Here is a 24369-nt window from a genome sequence, read left to right on the forward strand (position 1 = left end):
GATGTTTCTGGCATCGCTGAAATTCGATCTGGGCGATGAGGTCGGTGCCTTGCGCGATATGGTCCACCGCTGGGCGCAGGACCGGGTCAAACCCCTTGCCGCCGAGGTGGACCGGCAGAATGCCTTCCCCGCCGAGCTTTGGCCGGAAATGGGCAGCCTTGGCCTGTTGGGCATCACCGTGCCGGAGGAATATGGCGGGGTGGGGATGGGATACTTGGCCCATGTCATCGCGGTCGAGGAAATCGCCCGCGCCTCGGCCTCGGTTGCCTTGAGTTATGGCGCGCATTCCAACCTGTGCATCAACCAGATCAAGCTGAACGGCACCCCGGCGCAGCGGCGGAAATACCTGCCCGGGCTGATCGCGGGCAGCCATGTGGGTGCGCTGGCGATGAGCGAGGCGGGCGCAGGGTCTGACGTGGTGTCGATGAAACTCCGGGCCGAGCGGAAGGGCGAGTGCTATGTGCTGACTGGCACGAAATACTGGATCACCAACGGCCCAGATGCCGATGTGCTAGTGGTCTATGCCAAGACCGACCCCGAGGCCGGATCGAAGGGTATCACCGCCTTCCTCGTGGAAAAGACCATGAAAGGGTTCAGCACCTCGCCCCATTTCGACAAGCTGGGAATGCGCGGATCGAACACGGCAGAACTGATCTTCGACGGGGTCGAGGTGCCCGCCGAAAACCTCTTGGGGGCCGAGGGCAAGGGCGTGCGGGTGCTGATGTCTGGCTTGGATTATGAACGGGTCGTCCTGTCGGGGATCGGCACCGGCATCATGGCCGCCTGTCTGGACGAGATCATGCCCTACATGGTCGCCCGCAAGCAGTTTGGCCAAAGCATAGGTCAGTTCCAACTGATGCAGGCCAAGATCGCCGATATGTACACCAGGCTGAACTCGGCCCGCGCTTATGTGTACGAGGTGGCCCGCGCCTGTGACCGGGGGGTGGTCACAAGGCAGGATGCGGCGGCTTGCGTGCTTTACGCCTCGGAAGCCGCGATGGAGGTGGCGCATCAGGCGGTGCAGGCCATGGGGGGCGCAGGCTTCATGAATGAAACCCCGGTCAGCCGGATCTTCCGCGATGCCAAGCTGATGGAGATTGGTGCCGGCACCTCGGAAATCCGCCGGATGCTGATCGGGCGCGAGCTGATGGGGGCGATGACGGTATGACGGTGCTTGCCACGAACATCTCGCCCCGCAGCGAGACCTTTCGCGCCAATCAGGCGGCGAACATGGCCGCGCTTGAAACCGTCCGCGCCGCCGCCGGACTGGCGCTGGCTGGCGGCGGCGACAAGGCCCGCGCCCTGCACCAAAGCCGGGGCAAGCTCTTGCCGCGTGAGCGGATCGACCGCCTCTTGGATCCCGGTTCGCCCTTTCTGGAGGTGGGGCTGTTTGCCGCGCATGGGCTTTACGAGGGCGCCAGCCCCGCGGCGGGCCTGATCGCCGGCATCGGGCGGGTCGAGGGGCAGGAGGTGATGATCCTGTGCAACGACGCCACCGTGAAGGGCGGCACCTATTTTCCGATGACGGTGAAAAAACACCTTCGCGCGCAGGAGATCGCCGCCGAAAACCGGCTGCCTTGCGTCTATCTGGTGGATTCCGGCGGTGCGAACCTGCCCAATCAGGATGAGGTGTTCCCCGACCGCGACCATTTCGGCCGCATCTTCTTCAATCAGGCCAATATGTCGGCCCAGAGCATCGCGCAGATCGCCGTGGTGATGGGGTCTTGCACGGCGGGCGGCGCCTATGTGCCCGCGATGTCGGATGTCACCATCATCGTCAAGGGACAGGGCACGATCTTTCTGGCCGGTCCGCCCCTTGTGCGCGCCGCCACGGGCGAGGTGGTCAGCGCCGAAGACCTTGGCGGCGGCGATGTGCATACGCGGCTTTCCGGCGTGGCCGACCTGCTGGCCGAGGATGATGCCCATGCGCTGGCGCTTGCCCGCCGGGCGGTCGCCAGCCTCAACCGCCGCAAATCCCCCGCCGTTGTCCTGCAAGCACCCGAAGACCCGCTGTACGACCCCGCCGAAGTGATGGGCGTTGTCCCACCAGAGGCCAAGACCCCCTATGACATCCGCGAGGTCATCGCCCGCATTGTCGACGGCTCTCGTCTGGATGAATTCAAGCCGCGCTATGGCACCACGATTGTCTGCGGTTTTGCCCATGTCATGGGCATGCCGGTCGGCATTATCGGCAACAACGGGGTGATCTTCTCGGAAAGCGCGCTGAAGGCCACCCATTTTGTCGAACTGTGCTCGCAACGCGGCATCCCATTGGTCTTCCTGCAAAACATCGCAGGCTTTATGGTCGGGCGCACCGCCGAAAACCGGGGTATCGCCAAGGATGGTGCCAAACTGGTGACGGCGGTTGCGACCAGCCAGGTCCCGAAGATCACGCTTCTGGTCGGCGGGTCGTTCGGGGCGGGCAATTACGGCATGTGCGGCCGCGCCTATGGGCCGCGGTTCCTGTGGACATGGCCCAACAGCCGCATCTCGGTGATGGGGGGCGAACAGGCGGCGGGTGTTCTGGCCACTGTCCGGCGTGACGCCATCGAGCGCAAAGGTGGCAGTTGGTCGCCCGAGGAGGAGGCCGAATTCAAGCGCCCGACGGTGGAGATGTTCGAGCGCCAGTCGCACCCCCTTTACGCCTCTGCCCGGCTTTGGGACGATGGCATCATCGACCCCCGCCGCACGCGAGAGGTGCTGGCCCTGTCGCTGTCGGCCACGCTGAATGCCCCGATCCTTCCGACGCGCTTTGGCGTGTTCCGCATGTGAGGCCCCGATGTTTCGCAAGATCCTGATTGCCAATCGTGGGGAAATCGCCGCCCGTGTCATCGCCACCGCGCGCCGCATGGGCATTGCCACCGTCGCCGTCTATTCCGATGCCGATGCGGGGGCCAAGCATGTCGCCATGGCCGATGAGGCGGTACGCATCGGGCCTGCCGCCGTCGCCGAAAGCTATCTGCAAGGCGCGGCGATCATTGCCGCCGCCCTGCGCACCGGGGCCGAGGCGATCCACCCCGGCTATGGGTTCCTGTCGGAAAACCCCGGCTTCGTCGAAGCGGTTCAGGCCGCCGGGCTGGTTTTCATCGGCCCGTCGGCCAGCGCGATCCGGGCCATGGGGCTGAAGGATGCCGCCAAGGCGCTGATGGAAAAGGCCGGGGTGCCGGTGGTGCCGGGCTATCACGGTGCCGACCAGGACCCTGCGCATCTTGCCGCCGAGGCCCGCACCATCGGCTATCCGGTCCTGATCAAGGCGCGGGCGGGCGGCGGCGGCAAGGGGATGCGCCTTGTCGAGGTGCCGGAAGATTTCACGGCCGCACTGGAGAGCGCGCAGCGCGAGGCGCAGGCGAGCTTTGGCGACCCGGCCTGTCTGGTCGAGAAATACATCACCCGGCCCCGGCATATCGAGATTCAGATCTTTGGCGATGCCCATGGCAATGTCGTCCACCTGTTCGAGCGGGATTGCAGCCTGCAACGCCGCCACCAGAAGGTGATCGAAGAGGCCCCTGCCCCCGGTATGACCGAGGAGGTTCGCGCCGCCATGGGCAAGGCCGCAGTCGAGGCCGCCCGCGCTATCGGTTATCAGGGCGCCGGAACGGTCGAATTCATCGTCGATGGCTCTGGCCCGCTGCGGCCCGATGGTTTCTGGTTCATGGAGATGAACACCCGGCTTCAGGTTGAACATCCGGTTTCCGAAGCCATCACCGGGCTTGATTTCGTTGAGTTGCAACTGCGTATCGCCAGTGGCGCGCCCCTGCCCTTCCGGCAGGAAGACCTGGGCATCGACGGCTGGGCCTTCGAGGCGCGGCTTTATGCCGAGGATGTCGCCAAGGGCTTCCTGCCCGCGACCGGGCGGCTGGACCATCTGTCCTTTCCGTCGGCGGCAGAATTCACCCGCAGCTCGGTGCGCATCGACAGCGGCATCCGGCAGGGCGATGAGGTTTCCCCCTGGTATGACCCGATGATCGCCAAGATCATCGTCCAAGGGCCGGATCGCGCGTCGGCTCTGGCGCGGCTGACCACGGTGCTGGAACAATGCCGGATAGCCGGTTCGACTACCAATCTTGAATTTCTGGCCGCGCTGTCACGCCATGACGGCTTTCGCGCCGGACAGGTTGATACCGGGTTGATCGCCCGCGATCTGGACCGGCTGATCCCCCCTGTCCCGCTGCCCCCCGAGGCTGCGGCGCTGGTCGCCCTTGCCGCGCTGAACCTGCTTGACCAGCCGCAAGCCCCCGACCCGTGGGACAGGCTGACCGGCTGGCGCGGCTGGTCGCAGGCGGAAAGTTTCGTGATGCTGGAGCATGACGGCACCCCCCTTGCGCTGCGGGTCATCCATCTTGGCCTTGGGCAGTTCCGCGTGACCGGCGAGGGGCGCGAGATCGTGCTGACCCTTCTTGACCATCAGGGCGGTGCCCTGCGCTTTGCCTGCAACGGCCTGCAATCCACGGCGCATCTGGCGGCATCGCCGGGCCGGATCAGCCTGTTCCTTGGCGGGCGAAAGCACGACTTCGCCCTGCGAGGTCCGCTTGTGACGGGCGATCATGACCATGGGGGGGGCGATGCGGTCCTTGCCCCGATGCCCGGCCTTGTCGCCGCCCTGCACACCCGCGCCGGGGCCAGGGTGACCAAGGGCGACCCCCTCGTGATCCTTGAGGCGATGAAGATGGAGCATGTGCTGACCGCCCCCCGCGATGGCATCGTGGCGGAGGTTCTGGTGGCGACCGGCGATCAGGTCAGCGACGGCACGCTTCTGGTGCGGATGGAGGGCGCGGATGGCTGAAGCCGTCACGCTTTACGAAATGGGGCCGCGCGACGGGTTGCAGAACGAGGCCCGGCTAATCGCCACCGCCGACAAGATCCGGCTGGTCGATCTGCTGTCCGGTTGCGGCTTCAGCCATATCGAGGTGACGAGCTTTGTCAGCCCGAAATGGGTGCCGCAGATGGCAGATGCCGCCGAGGTCATGGCGGGCATCACCCGCAAGCCCGGTGTCACCTATGCTGCGCTGACCCCCAACCTTCAGGGTTTTGAGCGTGCGGTTGCGGCCGGGGCCGACGAGGTGGCGGTCTTCGCCTCGGCCTCGGAAGGGTTCTCGCAGCGCAACATCAACTGCTCGATCGCCGAGAGTCTGGAGCGGTTTCGCCCGGTGCTGGATCTGGCCCGAACGGCGGCGGTCCCGGTCCGGGGTTATGTCTCTTGCGTGACCGATTGCCCCTATGACGGGCCGGTCGCCCCCGAGGCGGTGGCCGAAGTGGCCGAGGCGCTGGCAAAAATGGGGTGCAGTCAGATCAGCCTTGGCGACACCCTGGGGTCTGCTACGCCAGACCGGATCGGTGCCATGCTGGAGGCTGTTCTGGACCGGATTTCGGCCAGCCGTCTTGCCGGGCATTACCACGACACGCGCGGCTTTGCGTTGCAGAACATCACCGCCAGCCTTGACCGGGGGCTGCGGGTCTTTGACAGTGCGGTCGGCGGTCTTGGCGGCTGCCCCTATGCGCCCGGCGCCAAGGGCAATGTCGCCACCGAAGCTGTGGCGGCCCTGCTGGATGACATGGGCTTTGACACCGGGCTTGACCCTGTCCGGCTGGCCCGTGCCGCCGCCTTTGCCCACAGCCTGAGGAGGCCGGCATGACCTGGCAAACGCTGGATGTCCGCACCGATCCGCGCGGTGTCGTCCATGTCACGCTGAACCTGCCCGAGCGGCGCAACGTGTTGTCCCCTGCGATGATCGCGGAGCTGACCGAATTTGCCTATGCGCCGGGCGCGGCCCGCGCCATCGTGCTGTCAGGCGCAGGCCCGGTGTTTTGTGCCGGTGGGGATCTGGTCTGGATGAGAGCCCAGATCGAAGCCGACCGCCCGCAGCGCCAGCGCGAGGCGCGCAAGCTGGCCGAGATGTTGCAGGCGCTGAACACCATGCCGGTCCCGCTGATCGGCCGGTTGCACGGCGGGGTTTTCGGCGGCGGTATTGGCCTGGCGTCTGTCTGCGATGTCGCCCTTGCGGCGCGGGGCACGAAATTCTGCTTTTCGGAAACCCGGCTGGGGATCATTCCGGCCACGATCGGCCCCTATGTTCTGGCCCGCATGGGCGAAGGCCGCGCCCGCCGCGTCTTCATGTCGGCCCGCGTCTTCGACGCGGACGAGGCCGAAACCCTGGGCCTCATCTCTCGTGTGGTTGATGAGGCGAGCCTTGATGTCGCGGTCGAGGCCGAGGTGGCACCCTATCTTGCCACCGCCCCCGGCGCGGTGGCTGCCGCCAAGGCCCTTGCCCGCGCCCTTGGCCCCCGCATCGATGACGCGGTGATCGACGACAGCATCCGGCGTCTGGCAGATGCCTGGGAAAGCCCCGAGGCCGCGACCGGCATCCGTGCTTTTCTGGACAAGAAGAGCCCTCCGTGGAACTGAGGGGGAAGGTCAGGACAACATCACCTGATCAGGCCCGCTTCGGCGGGCTTTTTCATTGGCGTCGCGATGGCTAAAACCACTTAAGGGGGGGGGTAGGTTTTGACACTAGGCCCCCTATGGGAATCCACGACGGAAAAAACAGAGGCACCAACCCCCACGGTCAAAACCATATACACACAAATCATCATATATATCTATTTGATTATATTATGTTTTTTATGGGTAGGTTTTGACGAAAACCATTGTCAGAACCCTGCCAAAACCTATTTCGCCCCAAACCCACGTCGAACCGTCACTTTCGAGGTTTTTAGCGGTCAACTGGCGTGACACCCTATGATACCTCATGAGCCTCTATGAGTATCAGTGATAACCAATGAGCCTGAGTCCGGCAAAAGTCGGTGTTCCGCATAAAAGTCTGGTGAACCGGGCTCAACGAGACCCCCCGGAAGCCGATCCACCCAGGAGGGACCCGTAGCGCCCCGCCTGGCTTCATCCGGCAGCATCCAGGCATCACGTGCAACGCATGAAGCAATCATAATATGTTGCATGCGGTCTCATGGCGTCTCATCTGGTGTCACCCCTGATTAGCCCGTCAAACCGTTATACCTGATATAACATAACGATATACTCGATCATCAACGGCGTAATTTAAGCGCCCATGTCCCAGATCATCAGCCCGATATATTCTATAGGACATAACGCAAATCACCAGCTATCAGGCAAAGGTGCAGCATGGGGGTTTAGGAAAGGTCTAGGCTGATCGGGCGCTAGGCTACGTTGCACCATGGCAGCACGGGCACGCCCAGGGCCGCCGCCGCCCTGACCTTCGATCCGGGCCTGTCACCGGCTACGACGAAGGCGGTCGATTCCCCTATCCGCACAAGACCGCTCAGTCCGAACCGAAGATGTCGCGGGTAAAGACTTTGTCCGCCACATCCGCCAGTTCGGGCGCATGGCGGTTGGCGATGATCACGTCGGACTGCGTCTTGAACGCCCCGAGGTCGCGGATCACGGGCGAGCGGAAGAAGGTGTCCTCGGTCAGCGTCGGCTCATAGATCACCACCTCGATCCCCTTGGCCTTGATCCGCTTCATGATGCCCTGGATGGAGCTGGCGCGGAAATTGTCGGACCCGGCCTTCATGGTCAGCCGATAGACCCCCACGGTTTTCGGGCGCGCCGCGATGATGCGGTCGGCGATGAAATCCTTGCGGGTGGCGTTGGCCTCGACGATGGCGCGGATCAGGGTCTGCGGCACATCGTGGTAATTGGCCAGAAGCTGCTTGGTATCCTTGGGCAGGCAATAGCCGCCATAACCGAACGACGGGTTGTTGTAATGGCTGCCAATACGGGGATCGTGGCCGATGCCCTCGATGATCTGGCGGCTGTCCAACCCCCGCGCCAGCGCATAGCTGTCCAGTTCGTTGATATAGGCCACCCGCATCGCAAGATAGGTATTGGCGAACAGCTTGATCGCCTCGGCCTCGGAGGGGCCGGTCAACAGCACCGGCACATCGGGTTTCAGGGCGGCGGCCTTCAACAGGTCGGCAAAGGCCTGACCGCGGGGCGACACCTCGCCCACCACGATGCGGCTGGGGTAAAGGTTGTCGTAAAGGGCACGGCCCTCGCGCAGGAATTCGGGGCTGAAGATCAGGTTTCTGGTGTTGTGCTGACGGCTGGCGGCTTCGGTAAAGCCCACGGGGATGGTGGATTTGATCACCATCAGCGCATCGGGAGCCACCTTTTTCACCTGATCAATCACCGCCTCGACGGCGCGGGTATCAAAGCGGTTGGTGTCGACGTCGTAATTCGTGGGCGTGGCGATGATGACGTAATCGGCGCCCCGATAGGCGGCCTCGGCATCGGTGGTCGCGGTCAGGTTCAGCCCGCCCTTGGCCAGATGCGCCTCGCATTCGGCATCGACGATGGGCGAGCGGCCGGCATTGACCAGATCGACCTTGGCCTGCACCACATCGACGGCCACCACCTGGTTCTGGCGCGCCAGCAGGATGGCGTTCGACAGGCCCACATAGCCCAGGCCCGCAACGGCGATTTTCGGCAAGGTCGTCTCCTTCGTCGGATGGCGCGCTTGCGCCGCAATGCAGCATGACAGGCCTGCGGCGGCCTGAAAAGGGTCAGATCGGCAGGAAGCGCGGCAGTTTGGCCATGGCAAGGCCCATCAGGCGTTGCAGCCGGGCCTCGGCATCCGCCTCGGTCTCATTGGGGTTGATGGGGGTGGTAAAGCGCACCAGCGCCCCGTCGGTCCGCCCCAGCATGACGCCATCGGCGATCACGCTGACCTTGGCCAGAACATCATTGGTCATCCGCTTGCCGCGCTGTTCGAACCAGTAATAGACCAGTTGCTTTGACAGCCCCTTCTGGATCACGGCGCGGTTCACCTGAAACGTGCCATAGGGCGTGCCGGGCAGGGTGACGGTATGGGGTTCCAGCGAGAAGATCTCCCACCCGCCGACCGGCAGGCAAACCTCTGGCGAATGGATGCCGTCACCATTGGTCTGGTTGGCATAGAAGGCGGAAAAGAAGTTGACCTGATCGCGCTCGCCCGGTGCGCTATAGGTGATGTTGGCATAATCGGTCGCGGCCAGAACCTTGGCAATATCGGCGTCCAGCACCGTGGACGAACCTGACCATTCCCCCATCCGCTGGGGGAAAAGGGCAAAGCTGTCACGGGTGACGGGCACGACCTCGGCGGTGCCGCGCCAGGCCCAGAGACCAGAGAAGGCCAGCGTGATCACGGCGGCCAGCGCCATCGCGGTCGAGGGCCGGATCATCGTGACCCGCCCCAGAATGCCGCCCAGGCCCTGGGTATCAAGGTCGATCGCATCCATCAGCGGCAGGGGGTTGGGCGTCAGCCGTTGCAACGCCACCGCCAGCAGCGCCAGCAGGGCGATGCACAACAGAAAGATCACCCAGCCTTCGAAGAAATGCAGGAAGCCTTCGGCCTGCTCGATCCCGTAGGAATTGACCAAAATGCCGATCACCCCGATGCGGAACGAGTTCATCAGCACAGTCAGCGGCACCGCCGACAGCATCAGCACCGCCTTGTGCCAGAACGGCCCGCGATACAGGATCGCCGTCAGATAGGTGAAGGACAGGATCGGGAACAGATAGCGCAGGCCCGAACAGGCCTCGGCCACTTGCAGCTTGTAGACGCCAAGATCGATGATGTTGCCTTCAAGGAACACCGGCACATCGGCAAGCCGCACGAACCACACCCCGATGACCGAGGAAACCTGCTGCAGGAAGATATTCATCTTCCAATAGATCATCTGCGGCAGCGGCAGCATGAAGATCAGGTGCAGCACGGGCAGCTGGTGGCGGATGCCGCGCTTCCAGCCGAAGATGGTCAACACCACGCCGCCGGTCCAGATGATCATCGCATAGGTCACGATGTCGGGCACGCGGGCCAGATTGCCCAAAAGGGCGACCAGCAGGCCAAAGACGATCACCCCCACCCCACGGGCGCGGTCGGTCGGCACCTCGGTGACGGCGGGGCCATTGCGCAATTCGCGCAGGAACAGATAGAGCGAAATCATCGGGATCAGCGGCCCGTGGCTGTATTCGGGCGTGGACCACGCCTGCCCCAATGACACGATGCCGATCCAGAACAGCGGAAGCGAGCCTGCGACCAGCAGGATGAACCAGAACAGTCCCGGTGCGTTCAGCGAGGCCGTCAGCGGCCGCCCTACCCCGTTGGCTGTCGTCATGGGCCGTCCTTTCCCGTCACTCAATACCTTGCCGCCTCTTGCGGGGCGCGAATGCAACCCGGCGAAGATAGCGTGCAAACGCAGAAAAAGCGACGCGGAAAAGCCCGCATCCCCCCTGCCCCTCACCGGGTTGTGAGCGGGAAAAGCGGCAAGCCTTGGCCCCAATCAGGGCGCGAAGCTGACCGAACGGCCGAGGGTGACAAAGACCGAGTTCGACTGCGCGGTGCCGGTGATTTCCTTGTCGCTGTAGGTATGGGCGTAACCCGCCGACAGCTGCCAGTCATTCACCAGATCCAGCGTATAGGATGCTTGCAGGCGCGCGCGCTCTCGGTCCTGACCGACGGCATCGCTGTCGATGTTCAGGTAATCAAGGCTCAGGTCCAGCCCGCTTGACGGCGTGAGGTCATGGCTCCAGCCCAGGTTAAGCCGGGTGGTGTCGATGTTCTCGCTCTGGTCGTTGGTTGCAAAGCGGCGGCTGACCTGGGCGCGCAGCGCGCCCTGCGGCAGATCGCGGCCATAGCTGAGCGTGCCCGCCAGCCCGTTCTTGCCGCCCGACTGAAAGCTGGGCCCGATGGCCAGCGACAGGGTGCCGTTCGGCAGATCCATGGCGCGGGTCAGTTGCAGGTCGGTCCGGGTCTTGCCGTCGGTGCCGATGTCATGGGCCAAGGACAGGCCCACCGTGCCGTTGACCAGCTCATGCGACAGCGCGAGATTGCCGTTCAGACCCGAGTCCTCGGTATGCACCCGGCCAGGGCCGATGCCCTGATCTTCCTCGATCCAGGTCTGGCCCAAAGAAGCATTCAGCGTGGTCGCATCGTTGATGGCATAGCTCAGCCCCAGAACCGCGCGGCGGGTGGTGCGGTCGGTCTGGTCAATATCCTCGGCGCTGTAATCGGATTGTGAGACGGTAAAGCTGAGGCCCGTGCGCGCGCCGGGGCGGAAGGTGGCGCCGACCGACAGGTTGGTGCGCGTGGTGTCGTAAAGATCGGGATCAACCGTATCCTGAAACCGCCGCTCGTTGCGGCTGGCGGCAAAGTTCATGCCGAAGGGGCCTTCCAGCCCGGTTTCGAATTTCAGCGAGGCTTGCCGGGTTTCGCGCGATCCTGCCGCCGCCGTGGTCAGATCGCCGGAATCAACCGGGTTTTCCGGGTCGGGGATCAGCAGCAGCGGGTCAAAGAACGCCACATCGACCTTGTTGTACTTCGCACCAAAGCTCAGCTGGCTGTTCGCGCCCTGCCGGGCATAGTTCAGGTTCAGCGTGCCGTTGTCGAAGGCGCTGTCCTGCCCCTGCCCCGCCATGTCGGACAGGCGCAGCACGCCGCTGGCCCCGAAGGACAGCTGACTGGTTGCGGTTTCGCTGGAATAGCTTAGCCCCAGCTTGTTATCGAGCCAGGTGCTGGTGCCCGCCGAGGTCGGATCAAGCCCCAGGTTGTCATTGGCATTCAGGGTCGAGCTGTAGCTGAAGGTCACCGCCGGGTTTGGCAGATCCTGCGCCAGGGCTGCAACCGAGGTCAGCGCAACCCCCGCAAGCCCTGCCCCGGTAAGGGCAAAGGACCATGTGCGGTTCATCTTGCGCATCGGCTTACTCGAACAGCTTGCGTTGCGGCACCACGATGACATCGCCATCGGCCAGCTGGGTCATGCCGCTGATCCGGCCCGTGCCGCCGCCAACCTGCTTCATGCTGAAGAGCCACACCTCATCGGCGCCGGTCTTGGCATTCTTGCGGTGCAGCTCGATCCGCTTGTCGGCGGCGAATTTCGACAGCGCCCCGGCTTGCGCCAGGAATTGCAGCAGATTGGTATCGGGTTCGACCTTTTTCTGGCCCGGTGCGCCGACCTCGCCCATGACATAAACGCTCATCGTGGCGGGGTCTGCCGCGACGCCACCGCCAACGGCCGGGGCCGCAGCTGCGCCGACACTGGCGACCGAGATATAGACGGTGGGCGGAGAGGCAAAGCTGGGGGCCAGCGCTGCGGTCAGGGCGGCGCGCACCTGATCGGGGGTCTGGCCCCCGGCGCGCAGCGTGCCCGCCTGCGGGAAGGTGATCGAGCCGTTGGGCAGCACCAGAGTCGAGCGGTCCAGGCTGGGGTCTTCGACCACCTCGACCTGAAGCACGTCACCGGGACGCAGAAGATAGCCCGCATCCTGCGCGGATACCGGATGCGCCATCAGCGCGAAGGCGACCGACAGGAAAGCGGCCAGGCGATAGAAGAGCTTCGTCATGGTAAGATCCGGTCCATGCTGAAAGGTTTGGCACAGCATCGAAAACAATCGTCCGACCTGCAAGCAGGTCTTGCACGAAGACGCGGCAGTTGATGCCTTTCTGCCGCGTTTTCTGTCGGTTTTCCGCTTATGCGTCGGGGATGGTCAGTTATTCCCCTGGGTGGCCGGGGTGGTTTCAAGCCGGGTGATCTCGGCCTGAACCTTGTCGGCCAGCGCCGCTGGCGGGGCGGGAACCGTGCTGGCCACCTTGTTCAGGATCGCCAGCGCCTCGTCCTTGCGGCCCATCGCGCCATAGGTCATGGCCAGATGGTACTGCACCGCCGGATCGTCGGGCAGGCCCTTGGCGGCAGGTTCCAGCGCGGACAGCGCCTCGTCCAGGCTGCCACGGCGGAAGGAGATCCAGCCATAGGTGTCCTGGAAGGCGGGCTGATCGGCACCGCGCAGGCGCCGCGCGATCACATAGGCGCGGTCAAGGCTGGCTGCATCGTCGCGGTGATCGGCCAAGAGGCTGGCCAGGTTGTTGGCCACAACCAGCCAGTTGCTGTCTTCGGTATAAAGCGTCTCGTAAAGCGCGATCGCGCCATCCACATCGCCCGACCGTTCCAGAGCGCCGGCCTTGGCCCACCGCAGAAGCTTGCTGGCAGGCACGGCTTGCAGCGATGCGTCCAGCGATGTGGCTGCCCCCGCCGCATCGCCCGAAGCGGTCTGGATGTTCACCAGCGCCAGCCAGCCTTGTTCAAAGGTGGGGGCTTTGATCGTCAGCTCTTGCAGGCGGGCAATCGCCTCGGGCACCTTGTTGGACGAGGACAGCACCAAGGCATGCAGCAGCCCGACGGCGGGCTGATCGGGGTATTTCGTCTCCAGATCCGCAATCTGGGCCAGCGCCTGATCGTAATCGCCGCGCCGCACCGCATCGCGCACCAGAATCATCTGGGCATCGGGGCGGCTGTCTTGTGAGGCGAGGCCTTCGAGGAACTGGGTCAGCTCTGTTTCCTGACCGCTGGCGGCCAGAAGGCGGGCCTTGAGCGCGTCGGCGGTGCGGTGGGCGGCATCGGTCTTGCCCGCCTCCAGCGTGCGCACGATATGATCGGCGCGGCCCCAGTCCTTCATTTGCAGATACAGGCCACCAAGGGCCCCCAGAATATCAACATTGTCCGGCTCGCGGCGCAGCGCGTTCAACAGCGTATCTTCGGACGGCTGCAACTTGCCTTGCGTCTGCAACAGGCCCGCATAGCGCAAGGATTCCGCCGGGGCCTGCCCCGAAGCCTCGACCGCCTGCGACAGCATGTCGGCCATCAGTTCGGTGTTGCCCTCGCGCTCATGCGCGCGGGCCATCAGCGTCATTACCTCGGCATCGCGGGGGTTCTGCTCCAGCGCGGTGCGCAGTGCGATCAGCGCATCGCCGGTCTTGTCATCGTCGATCAGCCACGAGGCTTTCAGCTTCAGCGCCTGGGCATTGCTGGCATCGGCCTGCAACACCTCTTCCACGATGGCGCGGGCCCCCACTTCGTTGCCGGTTTGCGACAGCATCTGCGCCAGAGAGATGCGGATGGCGGAAATCTCGGGGGCGGTGGGGTTGCCCTCGACGATCTTTTGCAGCGCGGCAATCGCCTCGGCCTGCTTGCCCGCCTCGAAATCCAGCCCCGCCAGCATGGATTGAAGCAGGGGTGCATGGGGCGAAGACGGCATGGCCGCGATATAGCCTTCAATCTCGGCGCGGGCAGCATCGTTGCCCTTGGTCTGCAACAGGAACTGGATCATGCGCAGGCGGGGGGGCAGGTCGTCCTTGGCGGGGTCGATCTCGGCGCGGATCGCCTGTTCGGCGGCCTCGGTATTGTTCTGCGACATATACCAGGCAATCAGCATTTCCCGCGTCTTGGCATCATCGGGCTTGCGCGCAATCATCGCCTTGAGATGTTCGGTGATCTTGTCGGTCTCGCCCATCTGGTACAGCAGCGCCAACCGCAGGGTGTAGAAATCGTCATAACCGGGATCGACCTTGATCCCCTCGTCGATCAGGGTCAGCGCCGCCGCATAGTCATTCTTGCGGCTTTTTTCGTCGGCCAGGAACTTGCGCAGCAAGGACAGCTTGGGGTTGGCCGCAAGCAGCGTCTCTGCCTCGGTCACCAGCTTGTCCGTGATCGTGTCATCCTTGACCAGCAGCGCCTTGCGGTAGTCACTGATCAGCACCAGAGCCTTTGCCCCGGCATCCTCGGGCTTGGCCTTGGCGGCAGCGGCGGCATATTTCTCGGCATCATCCCAGGCGCCGTTGGTCATGGCCATTTCGGCCAGGGCGACATTGCCTTCGAAATCGTCGGGATATTGTTCGACCAGACGCAGATACTGGCCATAGGCTTCGCGCAGATTGCCCTTTTCGCGCTGGATGCGGGCATAGGTCTGGCGCGCCTCGCGGTGCTGGCCGTTCAACTGAAAGACGTTGCGCAACTCGACCAGGGCGCGGTCTGTGTCGCCCTTCTGCAAAAGCTCCAGGCTCGCCTGATAATGCGCTTCGGCCTTTTCCTCAGAGGACTGGCAGGCTGAAAGCAGGCTGATGGCCAAAGCCATCGTCGTTCCCAAGGCAATACGTCTGATCGTCAATTTTCTCGTCCACACCAAGACCCCGCCGCCCTTGCGGGCCGCGAGCGTCAACCCCAGCAATGCGGGAAGTATCTCAGTATCCGGTCCCGCGCACAACGACCGAGACGGTACGGACCAAAATCGACAAATCCGTGACCAGAGAAAGGTTGGCGTAATAGTCGGCATCAAACTTGGCGCGGCCGGCAAAGGTGCCGTGATTGCGGTCCGAGATCTGCCACGGCCCGGTGATGCCGGGGCGCAGCGCATAATAGGCGCGGCCGGGGTACAGTTCTTGCTGGTCCACCATCATCGGGCGCGGGCCGACCAGCGACATGTCGCCCTTCAGCACGTTCCACAACTGCGGCAGCTCATCCAGCGAGGTCTTGCGCAGCAGGCGGCCCACACGGGTGATGCGCGGATCGTCCTTGAGCTTTTGCGTCTCATCCCATTCGCAGCGCGCGACGGGGTTCTTGGCAAGATAGGCCGCCAGATAGCCCTCGGCATCGGGCACCATGGTGCGGATCTTGACCATGTGGAAGATGCGGCCGTTCTTCGTCACGCGCTTTTGCAGGAAGAAGGGCGAGGCGCCGTCCCGGGCGACCAGCAGCGCCATGACGAGGACGACGGGCAGCGTTACCGGCAGGGCGATCAGGACAAGAAGTGTATCGAGCGCACGCTTGAAGACACTGCGATAAATATGGCCGGTCTGAATTTTCGGAAGGGAAGGAAGCGCGTCGGCCGCAGTGGTCACGATGGCTTCGGGGGTGCTGAAATTTTGGAAATGAACAACCATAATCAACCTCTGCTTGCACCAGTGATGGTAGCTTTGAAAGGGGCAGAACTATCAGTTTAGCGGGATGGAGGATGGGCCGGGACCACGTTTACCACCTGTCAACTATCCTACCAGCTATCGCGTCTTAGTGAACCTACGGTAAAACCTACTCGTCGTTTTTTAGCCGTATTTTCTGTTCTTTGCGACTATTTTCTGGCACTGCACAATCGTTATGCACTTGCAGCACGAGGTGTGGTTTCTGCGATGTGAACAATGCAGCGTTTGTTGGGGTTTTTAGCGATTTCAGGAACCAATGGTGCCCGTTTTGACCGAATCCTCAAGAATCACATCGGCAGAAAACCACCAATCCCCCTGTCTTTTCGGCAGGCATCTGCCGTGGGCTTCGGGGCTGATGCTGCACACGCCGCAATTCGGCTATATAATTGTCCTAAACGCCTTGTTAGCATTCTTGGGGCAGCTTGCCGGGTCGAACCGGGAGGTCGGTTTTGCATGACCGCCCCGGCGTCAGGGTTGGCGCGGGTGTGAAAGTGGGGCGCGTAAGATGCAGGATTCCCCTTGGGGCAGACCGCGGGCATCTTCGGCAGGTTCTGTCGGGGCTGCACGGTCTTGTGTATTGTCCGGCTGGCTGTTTCCCGATCTGAAGTTTTGGATTAACTGAACAGCATGATGGCCCGCCCCATTCTATATGCAGATTACTTCGGACTGAGCGAACGCCCCTTCGCGCTGCAACCCGACCCCAGTTTCATCTACTGGTCGGGTCAGCATCGCCGCGCGTTTTCGGTGCTGGAATTCGGCATCATGTCCAGCGCGCCGATCACGCTCATCACCGGCGAGATCGGGGCGGGCAAGACCACACTTCTGCGTGCGCTGCTGGACCGGCTGGATGACCATGTGATCGTCGGCCTGATCTCGAATGCGCAAGGCGGGCGCGGAGAGCTGATCCAGTGGGTGCTGAATGCGCTGGATGTCGATATCGAGCCGGGCGAGACCTATGTGCAGCTGTTCCAGAAGCTGCAGGAATTCATCATCGGCGAATATGCCATGGGCCGGAAGGTCATCCTGATCTTTGACGAGGCGCAAAACCTCTCGATCGAGGGGCTGGAGGAGCTGCGGCTTCTGACCAACATCAATTCGGGCAAGGACGAGCTGCTGCAGCTGATCCTGGTGGGTCAGCCGGAATTGCGCGATCTGGTCTTGAACCCGCGGATGCGCCAGTTGGCGCAGCGCATCACCGCCAGCTTTCACCTGACGCCGATGGACTTGCCCGCGACCGAGCATTACATCTCGCACCGCCTGCGCCATGCCGGTGGCTCGGGTGAGGAATTCACCCCCGAGGCGATCGCCGAAATTCATCAGGTGACCCGGGGCATTCCCCGCCTGGTCAACCAGATGTGCGATTTCGCCATGCTTTATGCCTGGAGCGCGGAAAGCCACACCGTTACCGAACAGATCATCGATGAGGTGCTGAAGGACCAGGTGTTCTTTGGCGCCCACGGGATCCCCGAGGAGAAGCCCGCCTGACATGAAATACTATCTGAAGCTTTTCCTGCGCCGGCTGCCGATCTTCATGCTGGTCGCCATGGTGATCTCGGTCATCTCGTTTGGCGTGGCCGTGTCCCTGCCGCCGGTTTTCGTCAGCCAGGCACGGTTCCTGCTGGAATCCTCCCAGATCCCTTCGGCCCTTGCTCCGCCCACGGTGGATACACCAGCACGCGAACAGTTGCAGCTGTTTGAGCAAAGATTGATCAATCGGGCAAACCTTCTGGATATTGCCCGCAGGCTTGAGGTGCTTCCCGATCAGGGCCGTATGACGCCGGATGAAGTCTTCGCGGCGATGCGTGACCAGACTACGGTGTCATCAAGCGTTACAAAAGATGGCGCCTCGATCATGACCGTCAGCTTCCAGTCGCGGTCGGGCCGCAAGGCGGCGGCGGTGATGAACGAATACATGGCCGTCATCCAGCGCGAGGACGTCGAAAGCCGCACCGGACGCGCGGGCCAGACCCAGGATTTCTTCCAGCAGGAAGTAGACCGGCTGAATGCTGATTTGGCGACGATTTCCGCCAAGCTGATCGAGTTCAAGACCACGAATTCCGATGCCCTGCCGGATGGCCAGCCCTATCGTCTTGGCCAGCAGGGTATTCTGCAAGAGCGTATAGCCCAGTCGGACCGTGAGGTTTCGACCCTGAAAACCCAGCGCGCGCGCCTGATCGAGATCTTCAATACGACCGGCCAGATTCAGGGGGTCGAGGGCGTCAAGCTGACACCAGAGCAAAAGCAGCTTGAGGATCTGCGCAACCAGTTGAGCCAGGCTCAGGCCGTCTATGCGCCGACCAATCCCAAGATCAAGGTGCTGGAAGGCCAGATCAAGAAGATGGAGGCCTTGGTGGCCCAGCAACTTGGCACGGTTCAGTCCGGGGCCTCGCCGCTGGATCTGCAATTGGCGGACATCGATTCTCGGGTTTCGGCGCTGGAAGATCAGAAGGCCCAGACGCAGACCGTGCTCGACAAGCTGAACGATGCCATCGCCCGCACCGCCGCCAACGGAGTGCAGCTGGAGGCGCTGGAGCGCGATTATTCCAATATTCAGGGCCAGTACAACGCTGCCGTGGCCAATCTGGCCAAGGCCAGCACAGGCGAACGGATCGAAACCCTGTCACGCGGTCAGCGCCTGACCGTTCTGGAGCAGCCCATCGTGCCCAATGCCCCGGCCAAACCCAACCGGGTGTTGATGGCCGGGGGCGGTACGTTGTTCGGTATTCTGGCGGGTCTTGGCCTGATCGTGCTGATCGAGAAACTGAACAGTGCGCCGCGTCGCCCCGAGGCCATCGTGCGCAAGCTGGGGATCACACCTTTGGCCACGCTGCCCTATCTGCAATCGCACAGCGAACAGGTGCGCAAGCGCCGCCTCAGCATGGGGGTGACCCTTGCTATCATGATTGGTGTGCCGCTCGCGGTTTGGGCAGTCCACACTTATTACATGCCATTGGATCTTCTGGCGCAGAAGGTCGGGAACAGGTTCGGGTTGCGCTGGTAAGCGCTGCCCCTGACTGGCCCTGAAGGGGCCGGGCATTGACGGAGAGAGCAGATGGAACGGCTTCAGGCGGCAATCGAAAAGGCCAGGGCGCAGCGGGAAGGCGCAGCACTGACACCGCAAGCGGCAACCGCTCCGGCGGCGACGGCCCCCTCGGCACCGATCTCGGTCGAAACCTCCGATCTGTGGCACAGCTTGCGCCCCCTCGACATGGAGGGCCTGCGCCGTCAAAGCCGCCAGCTGGTGACGTTGCAGCCCGGCGCGCCCTCTGCCCCCTTTGACATCCTGCGCACGCGGATCACTCAGCAGGCCCAGGCCAATGGCTGGAAACGCATCGCCATCACCTCGCCGCACAGCGGCTGCGGCAAGACGATGACCACGGCGAACCTGGCCTTCAGCTTTGGCCGCCATGCCGAACAGCGCACCCTGGTGATCGATTTCGACATGCGGCGCGGCACGTTGGCCAAGACGCTGGGGCAAACCCCCGCCCACAACATGGGCGATGTGCTGGAGGGGCGGGTTTCCTTTGCCGATCACGCCCTGCGCCATGGTGACAACGTGGCCTTCGGCTTGAATGGCAGTTCGGTCAAGAACCCGTCCGAACTGCTGCAAAGCACGCTGACCCGCGATGCGCTGACCGCAATCGAGGCGGCCTGGCAGCCCGATCTGGTGCTGTTCGACGTGCCCCCGCTGCGCGCCACCGATGACAGCATCGGCTTTCTGCGTCAGGTCGATGCGGCGATCATCATCGTTGCCGCCGAAGAGACCCCGATGAACCAGATCGACGTGGCCGAGCGGCAGGTGGCCGAGCTGACCAATGTCATGGGCATCGTCCTGAACAAATGCCGGATCATGGACGGGGATTATGGCTACGAATCCTACGACGCCTGATCTGGCGGCGGTGGGCAGTGCAGCGATTGCCGTCATCATCCCGCATTACAACGATGTGGCCCGTCTGGCGCGCTGCCTGACGGCGCTGCAACCGCAACTGGCCCCGGATGTGGAGCTGGTTGTGGTGGACAATGCCTCGACCGACAGCCTTGATCCGGCCCGCGCCGCCCTGCCCGGGGTGAGGATCGTGACCGAAACGGCCAAGGGCGCGGCACTGGCGCGCAATCGCGGCGTGGCCGAAACCTCGGCGCCCGTTCTGGCGTTCCTTGACAGCGATTGCCTGCCTGCCGCCGACTGGCTGGCCATGGCCCGTGCCACGGGCGCGCGGACAGATGGTGATCTGTTCGGCGGCCGGATCGACGTGTTTGACGAAACCCCGCCCCCCCGTTCGGGGGCCGAGGCGTTCGAGGCGGTCTTTGCCTTCGACTGGCGTGGCTATATCGAGGAAAAGGGCTTTTCCGTCACCGCCAATCTGGTGACCCGGCGGGATGTGTTTAAGGCCACCGGCCCTTTCATCCATGGCGTGTCCGAGGATCTGGACTGGTGCCACCGGGCGACGGCGCAAGGGTTCCGGCTGGCGACCGCGCCTGACTTGCGGGTGGGCCATCCGTCCCGTCAGGATTGGCAGGCCCTTCGCAAAAAATGGCTGCGCCTGACGCGTGAGGCGTTCAAGCTGGAACCCAGCCGCGCGGCCTGGGCGCTGAAGGCATTGGCGATGCCGGTCAGTGCGCTGGTGCATCTGCCGAAGGTGATCGCGTCCCCACGGCTGATGGGCCCGGCCGAGCGGTTCTGCGGGGCAGCAACGCTGATCCGCCTGCGCCTTGCCCGCATGGTCTGGATGCTGCGACAGGCGGTTGGTGGCAGGGTCTGAAACGCAAAAGGGCGACCCGAAGGTCGCCCCCTGCAAGTCCATGGGCCGAAAGGCTCAGGCCTTCTTGGCGCGACGACGCAGAGCGCCGAGGCCAGCAACGGCACCAGCCAGCATCAGGCCAGCAGCCGGAACCGGCACGGGCGAGAAGCTGATCGAGTCGACGTCGAAACCGTCACGACCGGCGCGAACCGGGCTGGCGTCGACCAGTTTCACATAACGGAAACCTTCGGTCGCGAAGGTAAGGGTCGTGCCGCCCGGCAGACCAGCCTGCTGGTTAGAGACGTAGGCAACAGCCGGAGCGCTGAAATCAAGCGTCTTGCTGACATAGACCCACATCCGCTCGATATAGCCTTCAAGGTTGAAGGTCACTTCCGAGACGGCACCGGGGGTGGTTGCCATGCCGACACCGAAGTCAAGCACCAGATTACCACCGAGGCCGAGCGAGTAGAACACGCCATCCGCAGCACCGATAACGGCATTGGGGTTCGAACGGTCAAGGGCGACGGTGGTTCCGTTCTGGTCCGACGAAACAATAGCTTGGGCATAGACGGGAGCGGCGTTGGCGGCACCGGTCGATGCTGCAAACGCGAGCGCAAGACTCAGGAGGGTTTTTTTCATAAGCAGCGTCCTCTTTACATGGGCTCCCTGTCGGTGGGGGCCAGGGGGAGAAATTTTGGCACAATGAGCGAGTGGAAAAAAGAAACGCTCAACCGCCCGCTGACCATAGCCCGAAAAGCGGATTCCTTCAAGTTTTCGCTACCCAGAAATGCGGAAACATTAAGGCGGAAGCGTGAAATACCTAGGGTAATGTTGTGAAAGATTTTGACAACTCAGAGTTGTTTATCTTGTGCCTCTTGCGCGAAAGATCTGCCCATTTGGTGGACATGCGGGCACAATATACGCGGACAGTTTCTCATTTCGATACAATATGCATGAAGCGCAAAAAGCGGCCTTCTGTGGCTGAGGCGCATCGGTCATCGGGTTTGGCACAAAAGGGTTTTGTCTGGCACCGCCTTGATTCGGCAGATGCAGAATCCAGCGCTGCACCTGCAAGAAGTTACATGTTCAACCCCTGCCCCTTCGGTGTATGCTGGGCTTCCGGCTTGGCGGTCGGGATACCGCCATAGACCTAGATCCCGCCCGACCATCAGAACGACGACGACCCGCGAAGAAAGCACCGCCCCTTGTCCGACAGTGTCTCCTCTCCCCAGGCCAGCGCCGTCCGTAGCTACCCGCAGGAAGAGCCAAAGCCGCCTTTGGCGATCTTTCTGCTTTTGATCCTTGTGGTGATGGTTCCGATTGAGTTCAGCCTCAAACTGGGCAGTCTGTCATTGACGGCCTCGCGGCTGTATCTGGTTTTTCTGACCTTTATGATCCTGCCCTATCTGGGCGAGTTGAAGCTGCGCGCTTTCGATTGGTTCTTCATCGGCCATGTGGCCTGGACCTGCGTCGCCTATGCCAAGATCTATGGGGTAGGCGGCGCGGTGGAAATGTCGGGTTCCTACTTTCTGGAGTTCCTAACAGTCTATCTGGCTGTGCGCATCTATCTGCAACGGATTGAGCAAATTCGCGCAGTCGTTAGCCTTTTGTTTTTGCTGGCCTTTATATCTGGCGTGTTGGCCTTGCCCGAGGCCTTGACCGGTGTGCACTTCATACATGATCTGGGTACGTCGATTACCGGCATTGTCTACAGGCTGAACAACGAGATGCGCATGGGCATCTATCGCGCTTCGTCGTTCTTCGAGCACCCTATTCTTTACGGCGTCTTCTGTGCATCCAGCTTTGGTCTCATGTGGTTTACAAGTTCCGCAGTCCAAAGGATGTATCGGGCACCTGTCCTGATGCTGGCAACTTGGTTTTCCGCCTCTTCGGCCCCACTTCTGGTACTTTTAATCCAGATATCGCTGATAATTGCAGAGAAATTCACCCGCCATCTGAAGCGGCGGGACAAACTTCTTGCCTGGGCTGCGGGGGCTTTCGTGCTGGCTATGCAGACCTTTACCGGTCGGGGGGTCGTTGGCATCGTGACGATGATCACCATCAATCCAGGCACGGCCTATACTCGGCGCGCGCAATGGAATTTCGCTATTGATGACGTCATGCGCCATCCTTGGCTGGGCTTCATTCCCAGCACCTATACCCGCCCGTTCTGGTTGGCCCCCAGCATCGACAACTGGTGGCTGCTGGTCATGATGCGTTCGGGAATTCCCTCGCTGATCCTTCTGGCCCTCAGCGTTCTGTTCATGTGGATCGCCATTGCCAGACGGCAAGATGTGCCACTCCTTTTCAGCCAGTTGAGGACGGGTTGGGGGCTGATGATGATTGCTGTTCTGCTGGGCGCGGCCACCGTGACTTTCTTTGGCAAGTTGCAGCCGCTATTTTCCTTTTATCTGGGTATGGGGGCAGCGCTGGCGACCTGCACTCTGCCTGCTGCTAATGCGGGCACTCTGCCTGCCCCACAGGGGCGCAGCGAGCTAAATTATACACGCTTTCCAAGGTCATCAACGCGTACGCCATCTGTCCCACCCACCGCAAGGAAACCTGCCAAGCCATGACTACCACCCCGGACATGCGGCCCCTCAGCCCGCGGCTGCATCATCTGGATGCCTTGCGAAGTGCTGCCATCCTTTACGGGGTCCTTGTTCACACGGCCACTTTGGGAGTGACCTGGCCCTTGACGCTGATTTCGGACATTTCGGGCTATTTTCGAATGGGAACCTTTTTCCTTGTGTCCGGATTCTTTGGGGCCATGGTTTTGCAACGGTTTGGCACGGCGGCTTTCCTGAAGAAACGTGCGCTTGCGCTGCTAGTGCCCTTGGCGTGTGGATTGTTGTTTCTAAATCCTGTCACCAACTGGCTTGTCTGGAATTGGCACAACCCCCCCCTGCCCTTGCAGGACTTTCTGCGGCAGGCTTGGGCCGGATCATTGCCCTTCCCGCGCAACGGGCCAATGGTCTGGCACCTGCATCTGTGGTTCCTGATCTCGCTTACTTTCTATGCTTTGATGGCACCTGTGGCGGTGACGCTGGCGCGCCGCCTTGGCAGAGTTGTGGTTCCCTTGGGTGATAGGCTCGCACAACTACCGGGCTGGCTATGTGTGATGCTCACAGCGGTTTTTCTCGCGCTGACTTCCCTTGGTTTGCGCGGTTTCTACGAAATTGCGCTGGAGCGTATCTTACCGCATGACGGCTGGAACATTCCCTGGTTGGTTCGAACAACCTTCTATTACTGGCCAATGTTCCTGACAGGCATGGCAGTATTCCATCATCCGGGCTTTGCGGCGCGGTTTCAGGCCGTCAGCTTGCCAGCATTGGCTTTGGGCGCGACGGCGGTGATTTTCACGCGCGAGACAATGGTTCAGGATGGCATGCTGTGGGAGGTGGTGCAGTTGCTGACCCGTGCCTTCCTGACTGTTTCTGCCATTGCAGCCCTGATGGCGGTATTCGGGCGCTGGTTCAGCCAGCCGGGATTCCTGTCGCGCAGCGCGGATGCCGTCTATTCAATCTACATCCTTCACTTCCTGCTGATCTATCTGATTGCTTCCGCCCTGAAACCCTTTGACCTGCACGAGGTGCCCCGCTTCTTGCTTGTGGCCGGGCTTACTATCGTGGGGTTATTCGCCCTTCATCGCTTTGTTATAAAACCAAGCGCCCTTCTTAGTTTGATGTTCAACGGGAAACCCCTCTCATCCAGAAAGAGATAGGGAAAGGTGGAGACGGTTCGAAGCCCGGCAGCAGCAAGATTTACACCCACAGGCTGAATTTCATGCATAGAGCACCCGCTGTGGCCTGCAAGCGGTCCAGAATTGGCATTGAAATGTTTCCAGAAGCGCGCTCGCATTAATGTGCCTG

At 62.3% G+C, this 24369-nt stretch carries 18 protein-coding genes; 11 read left to right on the forward strand and 7 right to left on the reverse strand.

What is annotated here, in order from left to right:
* Nucleotide 1: 1 nt before the first annotated feature.
* The 5 genes from JI744_RS18425 to JI744_RS18445 are packed head-to-tail and all read left to right on the forward strand — an operon-like array spanning nucleotide 2 to nucleotide 6403.
* Complete coding sequence (locus tag JI744_RS18425; RefSeq protein ID WP_202662649.1) at nucleotides 2-1168, forward strand: isovaleryl-CoA dehydrogenase; 1167 nt, start codon at nucleotides 2-4, stop codon at nucleotides 1166-1168.
* A complete protein-coding gene (locus tag JI744_RS18430) occupies nucleotides 1165-2772 on the forward strand; it encodes a carboxyl transferase domain-containing protein (protein ID WP_202662650.1) in 1608 nt (535 codons plus the stop codon). Before JI744_RS18425 ends, JI744_RS18430 begins: the two co-directional genes overlap by 4 nt.
* Nucleotides 2773-2779: 7 nt before the next feature.
* Nucleotides 2780-4783 carry an acetyl-CoA carboxylase biotin carboxylase subunit gene (locus JI744_RS18435; RefSeq protein WP_202662651.1) on the forward strand — a complete coding sequence of 668 codons (2004 nt, stop codon included), beginning with the start codon at nucleotides 2780-2782 and terminating at the stop codon, nucleotides 4781-4783.
* Entirely contained in the window at nucleotides 4776-5633 is an 858-nt protein-coding gene (locus JI744_RS18440) for a hydroxymethylglutaryl-CoA lyase (protein WP_202662652.1), read from the forward strand. The genes JI744_RS18435 and JI744_RS18440 overlap by 8 nt, the downstream gene beginning before the upstream one ends.
* A complete protein-coding gene (locus JI744_RS18445; RefSeq protein ID WP_202662653.1) occupies nucleotides 5630-6403 on the forward strand; it encodes a crotonase/enoyl-CoA hydratase family protein in 774 nt (257 codons plus the stop codon). The genes JI744_RS18440 and JI744_RS18445 overlap by 4 nt, the downstream gene beginning before the upstream one ends.
* An 889-nt stretch (nucleotides 6404-7292) precedes the next feature.
* Here JI744_RS18445 and JI744_RS18450 read toward each other — a convergent pair.
* The 6 genes from JI744_RS18450 to JI744_RS18475 form a co-directional block, all read right to left on the reverse strand.
* Nucleotides 7293-8462: a nucleotide sugar dehydrogenase gene (locus tag JI744_RS18450; RefSeq protein ID WP_202662654.1), complete on the reverse strand. Its 1170-nt coding sequence runs from the start codon at nucleotides 8460-8462 to the stop codon at nucleotides 7293-7295.
* A 73-nt stretch (nucleotides 8463-8535) separates the two neighbouring features.
* Entirely contained in the window at nucleotides 8536-10128 is a 1593-nt protein-coding gene (xrtD, locus tag JI744_RS18455; RefSeq protein ID WP_202662655.1) for a VPLPA-CTERM-specific exosortase XrtD, read from the reverse strand.
* Nucleotides 10129-10293: 165 nt separating this feature from the next.
* Nucleotides 10294-11706 (reverse strand): porin family protein, encoded by a 1413-nt coding sequence (locus tag JI744_RS18460; RefSeq protein WP_202662656.1) that lies wholly within the window; start codon nucleotides 11704-11706, stop codon nucleotides 10294-10296.
* A gap of 4 nt (nucleotides 11707-11710) precedes the next feature.
* Nucleotides 11711-12352: a polysaccharide biosynthesis/export family protein gene (locus JI744_RS18465; RefSeq protein WP_202662657.1), complete on the reverse strand. Its 642-nt coding sequence runs from the start codon at nucleotides 12350-12352 to the stop codon at nucleotides 11711-11713.
* A 144-nt stretch (nucleotides 12353-12496) separates the two neighbouring features.
* On the reverse strand, nucleotides 12497-14950 hold the full coding sequence (locus JI744_RS18470) for a tetratricopeptide repeat protein (RefSeq protein ID WP_202662658.1): 2454 nt from the start codon (nucleotides 14948-14950) through the stop codon (nucleotides 12497-12499).
* A gap of 73 nt (nucleotides 14951-15023) precedes the next feature.
* A complete protein-coding gene (locus JI744_RS18475) occupies nucleotides 15024-15722 on the reverse strand; it encodes a sugar transferase (protein ID WP_202662659.1) in 699 nt (232 codons plus the stop codon).
* A 663-nt stretch (nucleotides 15723-16385) separates the two neighbouring features.
* Between JI744_RS18475 and JI744_RS18480 the strand changes: the two genes are divergently transcribed.
* The 4 genes from JI744_RS18480 to JI744_RS18495 are packed head-to-tail and all read left to right on the forward strand — an operon-like array spanning nucleotide 16386 to nucleotide 20518.
* Nucleotides 16386-17243, forward strand: a complete 858-nt coding sequence (locus JI744_RS18480; RefSeq protein WP_236019551.1) for an ExeA family protein — start codon at nucleotides 16386-16388, stop codon at nucleotides 17241-17243.
* 1 nt (nucleotide 17244) lies between these two features.
* A complete protein-coding gene (locus JI744_RS18485) occupies nucleotides 17245-18759 on the forward strand; it encodes a GumC family protein (RefSeq protein ID WP_202662660.1) in 1515 nt (504 codons plus the stop codon).
* Nucleotides 18760-18810: 51 nt separating this feature from the next.
* Nucleotides 18811-19647, forward strand: coding sequence for a CpsD/CapB family tyrosine-protein kinase (locus JI744_RS18490; protein WP_202662661.1), 837 nt, complete (start codon nucleotides 18811-18813; stop codon nucleotides 19645-19647).
* Nucleotides 19622-20518, forward strand: coding sequence for a glycosyltransferase family 2 protein (locus JI744_RS18495; RefSeq protein ID WP_202662662.1), 897 nt, complete (start codon nucleotides 19622-19624; stop codon nucleotides 20516-20518). Before JI744_RS18490 ends, JI744_RS18495 begins: the two co-directional genes overlap by 26 nt.
* A 54-nt stretch (nucleotides 20519-20572) precedes the next feature.
* On the opposite strand, the gene JI744_RS18500 is transcribed toward JI744_RS18495, so the two are convergent.
* Nucleotides 20573-21136: a VPLPA-CTERM sorting domain-containing protein gene (locus JI744_RS18500; protein WP_202662663.1), complete on the reverse strand. Its 564-nt coding sequence runs from the start codon at nucleotides 21134-21136 to the stop codon at nucleotides 20573-20575.
* Between the two features lie 566 nt (nucleotides 21137-21702).
* On the opposite strand from JI744_RS18500, the gene JI744_RS18505 reads away from it, so the two are divergent.
* The gene (locus JI744_RS18505) at nucleotides 21703-23073 is read left to right on the forward strand and encodes an O-antigen ligase family protein (protein WP_202662664.1); all 1371 of its coding nucleotides are present in this window, start codon (nucleotides 21703-21705) and stop codon (nucleotides 23071-23073) included.
* 14 nt (nucleotides 23074-23087) lie between these two features.
* On the forward strand, nucleotides 23088-24221 hold the full coding sequence (locus JI744_RS18510; protein ID WP_236019553.1) for an acyltransferase family protein: 1134 nt from the start codon (nucleotides 23088-23090) through the stop codon (nucleotides 24219-24221).
* Nucleotides 24222-24369: the final 148 nt, after the last annotated feature.

This window comes from Fuscibacter oryzae, assembly GCF_016765795.1.
GTDB classification, from domain to species: domain Bacteria; phylum Pseudomonadota; class Alphaproteobacteria; order Rhodobacterales; family Rhodobacteraceae; genus Fuscibacter; species Fuscibacter oryzae.